10 protein-coding genes are annotated in these 13,980 nt (G+C 63.7%); 2 read left to right on the forward strand and 8 right to left on the reverse strand.

The genetic code is table 11. The annotated features are described in order from the left end of the window. From lpdA to ugpB, 8 genes are all read right to left on the reverse strand, one after another. Positions 1-1,425, reverse strand: a complete 1,425-nt coding sequence (lpdA, locus tag D9X30_RS25840; RefSeq protein ID WP_153945234.1) for a dihydrolipoyl dehydrogenase — start codon at positions 1,423-1,425, stop codon at positions 1-3. 146 nt (positions 1,426-1,571) lie between these two features. Continuing rightward, complete coding sequence (odhB, locus tag D9X30_RS25845; protein WP_153945235.1) at positions 1,572-2,825, reverse strand: 2-oxoglutarate dehydrogenase complex dihydrolipoyllysine-residue succinyltransferase; 1,254 nt, start codon at positions 2,823-2,825, stop codon at positions 1,572-1,574. A 96-nt stretch (positions 2,826-2,921) separates the two neighbouring features. Continuing rightward, a complete protein-coding gene (locus tag D9X30_RS25850; protein WP_153945236.1) occupies positions 2,922-5,774 on the reverse strand; it encodes a 2-oxoglutarate dehydrogenase E1 component in 2,853 nt (950 codons plus the stop codon). 286 nt (positions 5,775-6,060) lie between these two features. Beyond that, positions 6,061-6,810, reverse strand: coding sequence for a glycerophosphodiester phosphodiesterase (ugpQ, locus tag D9X30_RS25855; protein ID WP_153945237.1), 750 nt, complete (start codon positions 6,808-6,810; stop codon positions 6,061-6,063). Beyond that, positions 6,807-7,925: a sn-glycerol-3-phosphate import ATP-binding protein UgpC gene (locus D9X30_RS25860; protein WP_153945238.1), complete on the reverse strand. Its 1,119-nt coding sequence runs from the start codon at positions 7,923-7,925 to the stop codon at positions 6,807-6,809. The genes ugpQ and D9X30_RS25860 overlap by 4 nt, the downstream gene beginning before the upstream one ends. 8 nt (positions 7,926-7,933) lie before the next feature. Continuing rightward, complete coding sequence (gene ugpE / locus D9X30_RS25865; RefSeq protein WP_092594063.1) at positions 7,934-8,782, reverse strand: sn-glycerol-3-phosphate ABC transporter permease UgpE; 849 nt, start codon at positions 8,780-8,782, stop codon at positions 7,934-7,936. A 14-nt stretch (positions 8,783-8,796) separates the two neighbouring features. Further along, entirely contained in the window at positions 8,797-9,678 is an 882-nt protein-coding gene (ugpA, locus tag D9X30_RS25870; RefSeq protein ID WP_153945239.1) for a sn-glycerol-3-phosphate ABC transporter permease UgpA, read from the reverse strand. A gap of 125 nt (positions 9,679-9,803) precedes the next feature. Next, positions 9,804-11,114, reverse strand: coding sequence for a sn-glycerol-3-phosphate ABC transporter substrate-binding protein UgpB (gene ugpB, locus D9X30_RS25875; RefSeq protein ID WP_153945240.1), 1,311 nt, complete (start codon positions 11,112-11,114; stop codon positions 9,804-9,806). A 204-nt stretch (positions 11,115-11,318) separates the two neighbouring features. Between ugpB and D9X30_RS25880 the strand changes: the two genes are divergently transcribed. Next, a complete protein-coding gene (locus D9X30_RS25880; RefSeq protein WP_153945241.1) occupies positions 11,319-12,125 on the forward strand; it encodes an HAD-IIB family hydrolase in 807 nt (268 codons plus the stop codon). Positions 12,126-12,249: 124 nt separating this feature from the next. Next, entirely contained in the window at positions 12,250-13,959 is a 1,710-nt protein-coding gene (locus tag D9X30_RS25885) for a M30 family zinc metallopeptidase (RefSeq protein WP_153945242.1), read from the forward strand. The last annotated feature ends 21 nt before the right edge of the window (positions 13,960-13,980 follow it).

Raw genomic sequence — 13,980 nt, forward strand, 5'->3', positions numbered from 1 at the left:
TTACATGTTCAGCTGACGCTTGTCGACGGCCAGCGCGGCTTCGCGCATGACTTCCGACATCGACGGGTGCGGGTGGCAGACACGACCGATGTCTTCGCTTGCCGCCTTGAACTCCATGGCCACCACGGCTTCGGCAATCAGGTCCGACGCATTGGCTGCCACGATGTGCACGCCCAGGATCTCGTCGGTCTTGGCGTCGGCCAGCATCTTGACGAAGCCGTCGGCCGCGCCCATGCCCAGTGCACGGCCGTTGGCCATGAACGGGAACTGGCCCGACTTGTACTCGCGGCCTTCTGCCTTGAGCTGTTGCTCGGTCTTGCCGACCCACGCGATTTCCGGGAACGTGTAGATCACCCACGGCACCGTGTTGAAGTCGATGTGCGGCTTCTGGCCGACGATGCGCTCGGCCACGGCCACGCCTTCGTCTTCCGCCTTGTGGGCCAGCATCGGGCCACGCACCACGTCGCCGATTGCCCAGATGCCCGGCACCTTGGTCTGGCAGTGGTCGTCGACTTCGATGAAGCCACGCTGATCCACGCCCAGGCCAACCGCTTCCAGGCCCAGGTTGTCGGTGTTCGGCACGCGGCCGACCGATACGATCAGGCGATCGACTTCGAGCGTCTGGTCCTTGCCGTCCTTGTCGGTATAGGCAACGGTGACGTTGTCCTTGCCGGCCTTGACTTCATTGACCTTGACGCCCAGGTTGAACTTCAGGCCCTGCTTGGTCAGCAGCTTCTGGGCTTCCTTGGCCACGCCTTCGTCGGCGGCGCCCAGGAACGCGGGCAACGCTTCCAGCACGGTCACGTCGGCACCCAGGCGGCGCCAGACCGAACCGAGCTCCAGGCCGATCACGCCGGCGCCAATCACGCCCAGCTTCTTCGGCACCGTCTCAAACTTCAGCGCGCCTTCGTTGTCACTGATCAACTTGTTGTCGACGGGGATACCCGGCAGATGGCGGGCCTTCGAGCCCGTGGCGATGATGACCTGCTTGGCGGTCAGCGTTTCGCCGTTCACTTCGACCTGGAAGCCTTCGGCGGCCTTGCCTGCGAACTTGCCGTAGCCCTTGAACAGCGTGACCTTGTTCTTGCGGAACAGGAACTCGATGCCCTTGGTCATCTTGCCGACGATGTCGTCCTTGCGCTTGAGCATCTTGGCCACGTCGACCTTGACGTCACCCACGGTGATGCCGTGGTCAGCTAGGTGGTGCGAGGCGTTCTCGAACTCTTCCGAGGAAGCCAGCAGCGCCTTGGACGGGATGCAGCCCACGTTCAGGCAGGTGCCGCCCAGGCGGGCTTCGCCCTTGGGATCGTCATAGGCGTTGCCTTCCAGGCAGGCCACGTTCAGGCCCAGCTGGGCAGCACGAATGGCGGCGATGTAGCCGCCGGGGCCGGCGCCGATCACCAGCACGTCGAATTGTTTGCTCATGGGAAATATCTCTTTGGCACGTCATGCCCGCGCCAATAAGGCAGGCATCCGGCGGCATCGTGCAGATGCGCTCGCCGGGTCCCCGCACCGTGGCGCGGGGACGACGACAAACGAAAGACGGAGTGTCTGTCTGGGGACAGGACCGATTACAGGTCCAGCAGCAGGCGGGCCGGATCTTCCAGCGCTTCCTTCATGGCCACCAGACCCAGGACGGCTTCGCGGCCGTCGATGATACGGTGGTCATAGGACATGGCCAGGTAGTTCATCGGACGGATCACGATCTGACCGTCTTCCACCACGGCGCGGTCCTTGGTGGCGTGAACGCCCAGGATGGCCGATTGCGGCGGGTTGATGATCGGGGTCGACAGCATCGAACCGAACGTACCGCCGTTCGAGATCGAGAACGTACCGCCGGTCAGGTCGTCCAGCGACAGCTTGCCGTCACGGGCCTTGGCACCGAACTCGGCAATCTTCTTCTCGATATCGGCCAGGCTCATCTGGTCGGCGTTGCGCAGGATCGGCACCACCAGGCCACGCGGCGAGCCAACGGCGATACCGATGTCGAAGTAGCCGTGGTAGACGATGTCGTTGCCATCCACCGAAGCGTTGATGATCGGGTACTTCTTCAGCGCGTGGACGGCGGCCTTCACGAAGAACGACATGAAGCCCAGCTTCACGCCGTGTTCCTTCTCGAAGCGATCCTTGTACTTGTTACGCAGATCCATGACCGGCTTCATGTTCACTTCGTTGAACGTGGTCAGGATGGCGTTGGTCGATTGCGACTGCACCAGGCGCTCGGCGATACGGGCGCGCAGGCGGCTCATCGGCACGCGCTCTTCCGGGCGGTCGCCCAGCGCGGCGAAGTCGACCTGGGCCGACACTTGCGGCAGGGCCGGCTTGGCAGCGGCCGGAGCCGGTGCAGCCTTGGCGGCCGGAGCCGAACCTGCGGCCAGCACATCACCCTTGGTGATACGGCCGTCCTTGCCGGTGCCGGCCACTTGCGAGGCCGACAGGCCGCCTTCGGCCATCAGCTTGGCAGCCGACGGCATGGCGACGGCGCCAGCAGCAGCGGGCGCGGCAGCCGGGGCAGCGGCCGGAGCCGGTGCGGCGGCAGCGGGAGCCGGGGCGGCAGCGGCCGGAGCGGCGGCGCCAGCAGTGGCTGCCGTGTCGATCTTGGCGATGATTTCGTCGGCAACAACGGTGTCACCGTCGTTCTTGACGATCTGCGACAGCACGCCAGCCGACGGGGCCGGCACTTCCAGCACAACCTTGTCCGTTTCGATTTCGATCAGGATTTCGTCCTGAGCAACGGCTTCGCCCGGCTTCTTCTTCCAGTTCAGCATGGTCGCTTCGGCGACCGATTCAGACAGTTGCGGAACCTTGACGTCAACAATAGCCATGGTTTGTTAAATCCTCGATGTATGCGTGTGTGTTTCGTTTCAGGCAGGTAGTCCCGCGGCGCGCATCCCTGAGCGCCGCCGCGGGGTACCAACGAATTACTTGGTCAGAACAAAGCCCTTGAGCTTGGAGAACGCGGCTTCCAGCAGCGCCTTCTGTTGCTCGTTGTGCTTTGCGTAGTAGCCCACCGCCGGCGAAGCCGAGGCGGGACGACCGGCATAACCGAGCTTCTGGCCTTCCGTCATGTTTTCCATGATGTAGTGCTGGACGAAGAACCAGGCGCCCTGGTTCTGCGGTTCGTCCTGGCACCACACGATTTCGGTCGCGCCGGGGTATTTCTTGAGTTCCGCGGCCACGGCCTTGTGCGGGAACGGATACAGCTGCTCCAGGCGGATGATCGCCGTGTCGGTCGCCTCGCGTTCCTTGCGGGTGTTGACCAGGTCGTAGTAGACCTTGCCCGAGCACATGATCACGCGCTTGACCTTGCTGGCGTTCAGTTCCTCGTGATCGGGGATCACGGTCTCGAAATGGCCCTTGGCCAGATCGGACAGCGGCGACACGGCGTCCTTGCTGCGCAGCAGCGACTTCGGCGTCATGATCACCAGCGGCTTGCGGAACAGACGGATCATCTGGCGGCGCAGCAGGTGGAAGATCTGGGCCGGCGTGGTCGGCTGGACCACCTGCATGTTGTGGTCTGCGCAGAGCTGCAGGAAACGCTCGATACGGGCCGAGCTGTGTTCCGGACCCTGGCCTTCGTAGCCGTGCGGAAGCATCATCGTCAGGCCCGAGGCGCGGCCCCACTTCACTTCACCCGACGAGATGAACTGGTCGATCACCACCTGGGCGCCGTTGACGAAGTCGCCGAACTGGGCTTCCCAGATCACCAGCGCGTTCGGTTCGGCGGTCGAGTAGCCGTATTCGAAGCCGAGCACGGCCTCTTCCGACAGCACCGAGTCGATCACCGTGAACGGTGCCTGGTTGTCCGACACGTTCTGCAGCGGCACGTACGAACCGGCATCCCAGCGTTCGCGAGCCTGGTCGTGCAGCACGGCGTGACGGTGCGTGAAGGTACCGCGGCCGGCATCCTGGCCGGTGATACGCACCGGGTAGCCCGAAGCGACCAGCGAGGCGAAGGCCAGGTGTTCACCCATGCCCCAGTCCAGCATCTGCTCGCCCTTGCCCATGTTGGCACGGTCCTTGATGACCTTGTCCACCAGCGGGTGCAGCTTGAGCTGTTCCGGAATCGTGGTGATGCGCTCGGCCAGACGCTTCAGTTCCGTCATCGGCACGGCGGTGTCGGCGGCATCGGTCCACTTGCGGTTCAGGAACGGCATCCAGTCCACGGCGAACTTGTTCTTGAAGTTCGACAGGACAGGGTCCACCGTGTGCTTGCCAGCGTCCATGGCGGCACGGTAGCCCTTGACCAGCTCGTCGCCGAAGTCGGCAGCGGTCAGGTTCTGGGCCACCAGCTTGTCGGCGTACAGCTTGCGCGTACCCGGGTGCTGGCCGATTTTCTTGTACATCAGCGGCTGCGTCATGGCAGGGGTGTCCTGCTCGTTGTGACCCAGCTTGCGGAAGCAGATGATGTCAACCACGACGTCCTTGTTGAATTCCATGCGGAAGTCAACGGCCAGCTGCATGGCGTACACCACGGCTTCGGGATCGTCGCCGTTCACGTGCAGCACCGGGGCCTCGATCATCTTGACCACGTCCGTGCAATACAGCGTCGAACGCGCATCGCGGGGGTCAGACGTCGTGAAGCCGATCTGGTTGTTGATGACGATGTGCATCGTGCCGCCCGTGCCGTAGCCGCGGGTCTGCGCGAGGTTCAGCGTTTCCATCACCACGCCCTGGCCGGCAAAGGCGGCGTCGCCGTGCACCTGCACCGGCAGCACTTCCTTGTGGCCGGCGTCGCCACGGCGTTCCTGGCGGGCCTTGGACGAGCCTTCCACCACCGGGTTGACGATTTCCAGGTGCGACGGGTTGAACGCGAGCGACAGGTGAACCGGGCCGCCTTCGGTCGAGACATCGCTCGAGAAGCCCTTGTGGTACTTCACGTCACCGGCCGGCAGGTCGTCGACGTGCTTGCCTTCGAATTCGGCGAACAGGTCGGCCGGCATCTTGCCCAGCGTATTGACCAGCACGTTCAGACGGCCGCGGTGGGCCATGCCGATCACGATTTCCTGCACGCCCTTGGTACCGGCGTGCTGGATCAGTTCGTCCATGGCGGCGATGAAGCTCTCGCCACCTTCCAGCGAGAAACGCTTCTGGCCGACGTACTTGGTGTGGAGGAATCGCTCCAGGCCTTCGGCCGCGGTCAGGCGGTCAAGGATGTGCTTCTTCTTCTCCAGCGTGAACACGGGCTTGGAACGCGTGGTTTCCAGGCGCTCCTGCCACCAGCGCTTCTGCGCCTGGTCGCTCACGTACATGAACTCGGCGCCGATGGTGCCGCAGTAGGTCTCACGGAGGTTGTTGAGCAGCTCGCGCAGGCTCATCGACTCCTTGCCGAAATACGTGTTGCTGGCATTGAAGACGATGTCGAGGTCGGCCTCGGAAAAACCGTAGAACGCCGGATCCAGGTCAGGCAGGGGCGGACGCTCCTGGCGCTTGAGCGGATCGAGGTCGGCCCAGTGCGAACCGATGTTGCGGTAGGCGGCGATCAGCTGCGTGGCAGCGACGCGCTTGCGACCCATGTCGGAGTCGGCCGAGGCAACGATGGTCTTGATGGGGCCCGCCTTGGCGCGCTCGGCAAACGAGGCGACGATCGGTGCGTGGGGGATATCGCGGGCGTTGGAACCATCCACAGCCGGGACATTCTGCATCGCGTCGAAATACGCGCGCCAGTTGTCGGGAACCGAGCTGGGATTCTGGAGATAGGCCTCGTACAGCTCTTCCACATAGGGGGCGTTGCCGCCGAAGAGGTACGAATTGCTTTGATACTGCTGCATCATGGGGCGCTCACTATTCTCCGGGTATGCCGGAGTTAAGCGGGTTCATCAACCTTCCGCGACACGGCCTGACCGGTTAGCGGATTGCAAACAACTCTTGGGGGTCCTGCGGTTACCACCTTGAACGAACGGCACCCGGGGGTGCCGTCTGTCTCGGTCTCGCCGCCAGACCCGAAAGGGCAAGTTGTGCGGGAAGGACCTAAGTCTTCACTCGCAGAGCATAGCATGTAATCCCCCAGACAGTGGGGACTTTTCGTGATGCAAAATCGAGACAGTGTGTCCAGGAACGTTACGGTTGCGGTTCGATCTGGTCAACCGCATCGGTAATCAGACCATCGAGCCCCCATGACAGCAGAGCCTGCGCGCGGGAACGGTCGTTGACCGTGTAGCACAGGACCTTGAAGCCGGCCGCATGGGCGTCGGCAATGACCTTGGCGTCGAGTTCGCGATGATTCGAATCGAGCGCCACGCAGTCCAGACGCCGCAGCCGGTCGAGCCAGTCGGCCGGCAGCTTGTCCAGCAGCAATGCACGCGGCAGGCCCGGCGCCGCCAGGCGCGCCGCTTCGAGTGCGACCTCGGAAAACGACGATAGCAGAGGGGGTACCGCGGCGCCGTTCCACAGCGAAAGTGCGTCGAGCGCCACCGCGGCACCTGTGCGATATTCGGCACCCGGCACCGGCTTGATCTCGATATTGACCAGGAAGCCGTTGGCCTGCGTGTAGCGCGCGATGGCCGCCAGCGTGGGTACGGGCTCGCCGGCAAAAGTTGGGCTGTGCCAGCTTCCGGCGTCCAGCAAGGCAATCTCGCCGAGCGTCAGCGCATCGACGCGCCCGTGGCCGGACGTCGTGCGGTCCAGCGTGGCATCGTGCATCAGCACGGGCTTGCCGTCGCCGGACAGCTTCACGTCGAACTCGAACATCCGGTAGCCAAACGACGCGCCGTGGCGAAACGCCGCCAGCGTGTTCTCGGGCGCCAGCTTGCCGGCGCCACGGTGGGCGATATGACGCGGATATGGCCAGTTCGTCCGGATATCGCTCATGCCAGCGCCTCGATCCGCTTGCCGTGCTGCATGTCGAAGAAATGCAGGTGGTCGGCCGATGCCGTGATCGGCAGCTTGTCGCCGGCACGCACCGGCATATGGCTGTCCAGCCGCACCACGATCGGCTGGCCGCCGAGCGTGCCATACGCGAACGAGTCGGCGCCCAGCGCCTCCACCACGCGCACATCGACCTCGGCAATCGCCTCGTGCGTCGCGCACGGCTCGATGTGTTCGGGGCGCAGCCCCATCAGCGCCTGCTCGGGCAGGTGCAGTCCCATCGGCAGATGACCCAGCGTGGCCGCCGCGCCCTGCCCTTCCTTGGGCAGCACGCGCATCTGCGCGTCGCCGCCAGCGGTACCCTGCCCCGCGCCATTGCGCGCCACCGGCACCAGGTTCATCGGCGGCGAGCCGATAAAGCTGGCCACGAACGTGCTGGCCGGGCGCGAATAGACTTCCAGCGGCGTGCCGATCTGCTCGACCCGTCCGCCATTGAGCACCATCATGCGGTCGGCCAGCGTCATGGCCTCCACCTGGTCGTGGGTCACGTACAGGCTGGTGGTCTTCAGGCGGCGATGCAGGTCCTTCAGTTCCAGCCGCATCTGCACGCGCAGCTTGGCGTCGAGGTTCGACAGCGGCTCATCGAACAGGAACACCGCCGGCTCACGCACGATGGCGCGCCCCATGGCCACGCGCTGGCGCTGGCCGCCCGACAGCGCGCGCGGCTTGCGTTCAAGCAGCGGGGCCAGTTCGAGGATGCCGGCCGCGTGCGTCACCCGCTGCTCGATCTCGGCCTTCGACATGCCGCGGATCTTGAGGCCGTACGCCATGTTGTCGTAGACGCTCATGTGCGGATACAGCGCGTAGTTCTGGAACACCATCGCGATGTCGCGTTCGGCCGGTTCCAGGTCGTTCACGACCTTGTCGCCAATATGCACCGCGCCGCCGGTGATCGTTTCCAGCCCCGCCACCATGCGCAGCAGCGTGGACTTGCCGCAGCCGGACGGGCCGACGATCACGATGAACTCGCCGTCGGCGATTTCCATATCGATGCCATGCACCACCTGGGTGCCGCCGGCGTAGGTCTTCTGTACGTTTCGAAGAGACAGCTTTGCCATGTCTGACCTTATTTTTCCGTTTCCACCAGGCCCTTGACGAACCAGCGTTGCATCAGCACGACCACCACGGCCGGCGGAATCATCGCCAGCATCACCGTGGCCATCACCAGATTCCAGTCGGTGGCCGCATCGCCCGAACGCGAGATCATCTGCGTGACGCCCACCACCACGGGCGTCATCGATTTCTGCGTGGTGATCAGCAGCGGCCACAGGTACTGGTTCCACCCGTAGATGAACTGGATCACGAACAGCGCCGCGATGCTGGTGCGCGACAGCGGCAGCACCACATCCCAGAAGAAGCGCAGCGGGCCGGCGCCGTCGATGCGGGCCGCCTCGGCCAGTTCGTCCGGAATGGTCAGGAAGAACTGACGGAACAGGAACGTGGCCGTGGCCGACGCGATGATCGGAATCGTCAGCCCGAAGTAGCTGTCCAGCAGGCCCAGATCCGACACCACCTTGTAGGTGGGCAGAATCCGCACTTCCACCGGCAGCATCAGCGTGATGAAGATCATCCAGAAGAAGACCTTGCGCAGCGGAAAGCGGAAATAGACCACCGCGAAGGCCGAGATGATGGAGATCGCGATCTTGCCCAGCGCGATGCCCAGCGCCATGATCAGGCTGTTCTTCATCATCGTGGACACCGGCGATGCCGACTCGCCCACGCCCTGGAACAGCACCGTGCGATAGTTTTCGATCAGGTGGCTGCCCGGGATCAGCGTCATGGGGGCATCCAGCACCTGCTCGGCCGTCAGCGTCGACGCCACGAAGGTCAGGTACACGGGGAATGCCACCACGACGATGCCCAGGATCAGCACCACGTGAGTAATGAAGTCCAGTACAGGACGACGCTCTACCATTGCCTATCCTCCTGTCAGTACTGGACCTTGCGTTCCACGAAGCGGAACTGCACCACGGTCAGCGCGATCACGATCACCATCAGCACCACCGACTGCGCGGCCGAACCGCCGATGTCCATGCCACGGAAGCCATCGTGGAACACCTTGTACACGAGCGTGTTCGTGGAGTTGAACGGGCCGCCGTGCGTCACCGCGTCGATGATCGCGAAGGTGTCGAAGAACGCATAGACCACATTGATCACCAGCAGGAAGAACGTGGTCGGCGACAGCAGCGGGAACACGATCGACCAGAACCGCTTCCACGGCCCGGCGCCATCGATGGCCGCCGCTTCGATCAGCGACTTGGGAATGCTCTGCAGCCCGGCCAGGAAAAACAGGAAGTTGTAGCTGATCTGCTTCCACGCGGCCGCCAGCACCACCAGCGCCAGCGCCTGGTTGCTGTCCAGCAGGTAGTTCCAGTCCACGCCGATCTTGCGCAGCGCGTACGACACCACGCCCAGCGTCGGGTTGAACATGAACATCCAGAGCACGCCCGCCACGGCCGGCGCCACGGCGTACGGCCAGATCAGCAGCGTCTTGTAGCCGGTGGCGGCGCGCACCACGCGGTCGGCAAAGTACGCCAGCAGGAGCGCCACCGACAGGCCCACCACCGTCACGCCGATGGCGAAGACGGCCGTCACCTGGAACGATTCGATGTAGTTCGGATCGTTCCAGAGCGTGACGAAGTTGTCGGCGCCGACAAAATCGAGATTGATGCCGAAGGCATCCTGCTGCAGCATCGACTGCCACAGCGCCTGCCCGGCGGGCAGGAAGAAGAAGACCAGCGTGATGACGATCTGCGGCAGCACCAGCAGATACGGCAGCCACGGCGACCGGAATACGACGCGTTTTTCCATGGGATGGAGTCCGCCCTGAGACTAAACGACCAAACGACCAAACGACTGAACGACTGAACGACTGAACAAACGTCAAGCGGGCGACGGTTGTGCCGCCGCCCGCTCGGGCGCTGCACCGGCCGGGCTTACTCCCGGGCGGTCTTCTGGAAGCGTTCCAGCTGTTCGTTACCGCGTGCCACGGCCGCGTCCAGCGCCGCCTTCGGATCCTTCTTGCCGGCCCACACCGATTCCAGTTCCTCGTCGACGATCGTGCGGATCTGCACCAGGTTGCCCAGGCGCACGCCGCGCGACTTCTCGGTGGTCTTCACGACCATCTGCTCGACCGATACGTCGGCACCCGGGTTCTTGTCGTAATAACCCGATTTCTTGGTCAGCTCATAGGCGGCCATCGTCACCGGCAGGTAGCCGGTGGCCTGGTGCCAGTCCGATTGGATCTCGGGCTGCGACAGGAACGTGAAGAACTTGGCCACGCCCTTGTATTCTTCGGCCTTCTTGCCGCCCATCACCCACAGCGACGCACCGCCGATGATCGTGTTCTGCGGAGCCCCCTGCACGTCCGCGTAGTACGGCAGCTGCGACACGCCGAACTGGAACTTGGCGTTTTTACGAATGTTGGCCAGCGACGCCGACGAGCCGGTGAACATCGCGCATTCGCCGTTATAGAACTTGGCCTGCGACTCCGACTTGCGGCCGCCATAGCTGAAATAGCCCTTCTTGACCATTTCCTGCAGGTTCGTGATGTGCTTCACGTGCAGCGGGCTGTTGAACACCAGGCGGGCGTCGGTGCCGCCAAAGCCGTTGTTCTTGGACGCGAACAGCGTGTTATGCCAGGCCGAGAAGCTCTCCAGGTGCACCCAGCTCTGCCAGTCGGTCGTGTACGCGCAGCTGCTGCCGGCCGCCTTGAGCTTGGCCGAATACTGCATGACCTCGGGCCAGGTCTTCGGCGGCGCCGACAGGCCGGCCTTCTTGAAGGCGTCCTTGTTGTAGTAGAAGACGGTGGTCGAGCTGTTGAACGGGAACGACAGCATCTCGCCCTTCGACGAAGTGTAGTAACCCGCCACGGCCGGGATATAGGCCTTCTGGTCGAACTTCTCGCCCGATTCCTTCATGACGACGGACACCGGCTTGATGGCGCCCTTGGCGCTCATCATCGTGGCGGTGCCCACCTCGAACACCTGCAGGATGGCCGGGGCGCCGCCCGCGCGGAACGCTGCAATGCCGGCGGCCATCGTTTCGTCATAGTTGCCCTTGTTCACGGGCACGATCTTGTAGTCGGACTGGCTGGCGTTGAACTTGTTGGCGATCTCGTTCACCTTGTCGTTCAGCGCGCCCTGCATGGCGTGCCACCACTGGATCTCTACGGCTGCGTGGGCCGTGCCGGCAAGGGCCAGGCTGGCCACTGCGGCGAATTTCACTGCGAAGCGCGGGAAGGACATGGTATTTCTCCTGAGGCCGTTCGGTGCGACAGTTTTTTTGAAAAAGCGACCGACTGTATGCATTTTTTGTGACAGGCATGTTACGCCGCTCCGTTGTCATCGAACACCGGGCAAACCCGCCCTTGCGCAAGAGAATGTTGCAGCATATTGACGACAGACAATTGCCACGCCGGGCGCGGTTCGCCACGGCTACAATGCCCCGCCATGACCGTACCGACCTCCTTTTCCGCCCTGCCCGACAGCGCGCTGCGCCGTGTCCGCGGCATCCTGACCGACATCGACGGCACCCTGACCACCGACGGCCGCCTGCCCGCCTCCACCTACGTCGCGCTCGACCGCCTCAAACGGGCCGGACTGCACGTGATTCCGGTCACGGGGCGCTGCATCGCGTGGGCGGAAATCCTGACCCGCCTATGGCCGGTGGACGCCATCATCGGCGAAAACGGTGCGTTCTATTCGCATCTTGTTGACAACAAACTCATCACGCGTTTCCTGGACGACGCCGCCACCCGCGAGGCGAACCTGTTCCGCATCCATGCACTGGGCCAGGAAATCCTGCGCGAAGTCCCCGGCTGCGCGCAGGCCTCGGATCAGGCCTGGCACGCGGCCGACCTGGCCATCGACCACGCAGAGGACGTATCGCCGCTGCCGCAGGCCGCCGTGGACCGCATCGTGGCCATCATGCGCGGCGCCGGCATGACGGCCACGGTCAGTTCGATCCACGTCAATGGCTGGTTCGGCCATCACGACAAGCTGTCGATGAGCCGGCTCTGTGTAGAGGAATTACTCGGGGACGACATCGACGCAAGGCGCGACGAATGGCTGTTCATTGGCGATTCGGCCAATGACGTGGCGATGTTCGGGCATTTCCCGCTGTCGGTGGGCGTCGCCAACGTGCGCGACATTCTGGACAAACTGCCAGTGAAGCCGGCCTACATCACCGATGCGTCCGGCGGCGAAGGATTTACGGAAATGGCCGAAAGGGTCTTAAAGCTGAAACAGTTGGCATGATCGCCGTCAAGTAATCTCGATTTCCCCTCGTGTGGACGGCGAACCCGCCATCCACGCCGGTATAAGCACCGCTGCGCCGCGATGGCGCCCGGCTTGGCCAACCGACATTCGAGGGGGAATCGTCATGACAAACACGTCGCGCATCCTTGCGCATTCGAAGTCAGTATCCGCAGCACTGCTGGCTGCCGCCACGCTCGGCGGCTGTGGCGGTGGTGGCGAGGGCGAACCGTCCGCGCCACCCACGACGGTCGCGGCGCCCTCGCCGGCCCCTGCACCCGCGCCCGAAACACCGCCACCCGCGCCGCTGCCGGAGCCGCCCAGCACGGTGTCGCCGGCCTGCAGCAACTGCGGCACAGTCAGTGCGAACACCTATGCGGGCAGCGGCGTGGGCGTGTGGCAAGCCATCAACGCCTCTGCCACCCCGGCCAGGATCCCGGTCCGGATCGACGGCCTGAGCGGGCAGGACGTCACGCTGGTCTTCACCAACCAGACCGCCGTGCCGAAGATCATGCCAACGATTTCGCTGACGACGCCGCAGGCGTCCCCGGTCGCGGCGAACGCACTGCGATGGAAGGAGGATGGCGGGCAGGCCGTCCGGCAACGCATTGCGGAATTCAATCGCGAAGGCTGGGCGGCACTCGCCGGCCAGCGCAGCAACATGTCGGTCTTCTCGGCACGACAGAGCCACGCCCCTGCGGTCGTGAACACTACCAGAACCTGGTACCACGCCGACGATACCGCGCGTTCGGCCACGCTGGTGCTCCAGCGCGCCACCGGCGATGGCACCACCGTCAATTTCTGGGTGGAGGAATCGGAAAATACGCCAGACAGGGTGAGCCCTGAAATCGTGGCGCTGCTTGCAGACAGTTTCACACCCGCCGGACGACTCTACGACACGCTCACCTCGGTCGGTGGCCCACTTTGGGGGCCGCACGACTATTCCGAGTTGATTCCCGCCACCGGGCAGCCGATCGACATCGTGATCCTGAATTTCAACAACGATGAGCGTCCGACCGGCATGCTCGGGTATTTCTATGGACGGAATGCCATCGCCCGGCATCCGGCCACCAATCCTTACAGCAACGAGTCGGTATTGCTGTACATGGATGCCGAGGCGCTCTATCTGGGCGGCCCCGAGGCCCTGACGGAAATGGTCTCGACGATGATTCATGAAGCGATGCACCTGCAGAGCTTCTACCGCCGAGGCGTGGTCAAGGGCCCCGCGTACATATTTGAACAGTGGCTGGAGGAAGCTTCAGCCATGATGCTGGAGGATCTCGTCAGCGATTCCGTCAGCCCGGACTACAACACGATCCGCGACATGCGCTTTCCCGACTACGTCGGCTACCGGGCCGGTTCCTACAACTGCAGCCTGATCGACTTCAGGATTGCATCGGCGTCCTGCAACAGCTATGCCGTTTCCGGATCGCTTGGCGGATTTCTGACCCGGCAGCTCGGACTCGACTTCTATAAAGCCCTGCTGAACGATTTCAGCAGCACCAATTCGGTCCAGGTTCTGGATTCGGCCATCCGCTCGGTCAAGGACACTTCCGGCTTCGGCGAACAGCTACGCGCGTTTGCCGCGACCGCGGGCGCGCTGATGAAAACGCCGAGCCCTGCCGGCTTTGGCTTCCCGGTACGAGTGGACGGTGACTTCAGGTTGCCGTCGATCAATCCCCAGGACTTCCTGCCGATCCGAACGCTGACACAGTCGGTGCCGCTTCTGCTGCAGCCCTACGGCAGCCTGCCGATCGTCCGCAGTGCCGTGACCGGGACGTACAGCGAGACAGTCGAGGTTCCTGCGGGCACATCGCTGTCTGTCGTGGTCCAATAAGGCGTTGGCGGGGTGCGCCGT

The organism is Cupriavidus sp. U2 (genome assembly GCF_009663685.2).
GTDB lineage: Bacteria > Pseudomonadota > Gammaproteobacteria > Burkholderiales > Burkholderiaceae > Cupriavidus > Cupriavidus necator_C.

Coding starts and splice junctions, on each gene's coding strand:
- lpdA (WP_153945234.1), bottom strand. CDS start 1,425: ATGAGCAAACAATTCGACGTGCTGGTGATCGGCGCCGGCCCCGGCGGC.
- odhB (WP_153945235.1), bottom strand. CDS start 2,825: ATGGCTATTGTTGACGTCAAGGTTCCGCAACTGTCTGAATCGGTCGCC.
- D9X30_RS25850 (WP_153945236.1), bottom strand. CDS start 5,774: ATGATGCAGCAGTATCAAAGCAATTCGTACCTCTTCGGCGGCAACGCC.
- ugpQ (WP_153945237.1), bottom strand. CDS start 6,810: ATGAGCGATATCCGGACGAACTGGCCATATCCGCGTCATATCGCCCAC.
- D9X30_RS25860 (WP_153945238.1), bottom strand. CDS start 7,925: ATGGCAAAGCTGTCTCTTCGAAACGTACAGAAGACCTACGCCGGCGGC.
- ugpE (WP_092594063.1), bottom strand. CDS start 8,782: ATGGTAGAGCGTCGTCCTGTACTGGACTTCATTACTCACGTGGTGCTG.
- ugpA (WP_153945239.1), bottom strand. CDS start 9,678: ATGGAAAAACGCGTCGTATTCCGGTCGCCGTGGCTGCCGTATCTGCTG.
- ugpB (WP_153945240.1), bottom strand. CDS start 11,114: ATGTCCTTCCCGCGCTTCGCAGTGAAATTCGCCGCAGTGGCCAGCCTG.
- D9X30_RS25880 (WP_153945241.1), top strand. CDS start 11,319: ATGACCGTACCGACCTCCTTTTCCGCCCTGCCCGACAGCGCGCTGCGC.
- D9X30_RS25885 (WP_153945242.1), top strand. CDS start 12,250: ATGACAAACACGTCGCGCATCCTTGCGCATTCGAAGTCAGTATCCGCA.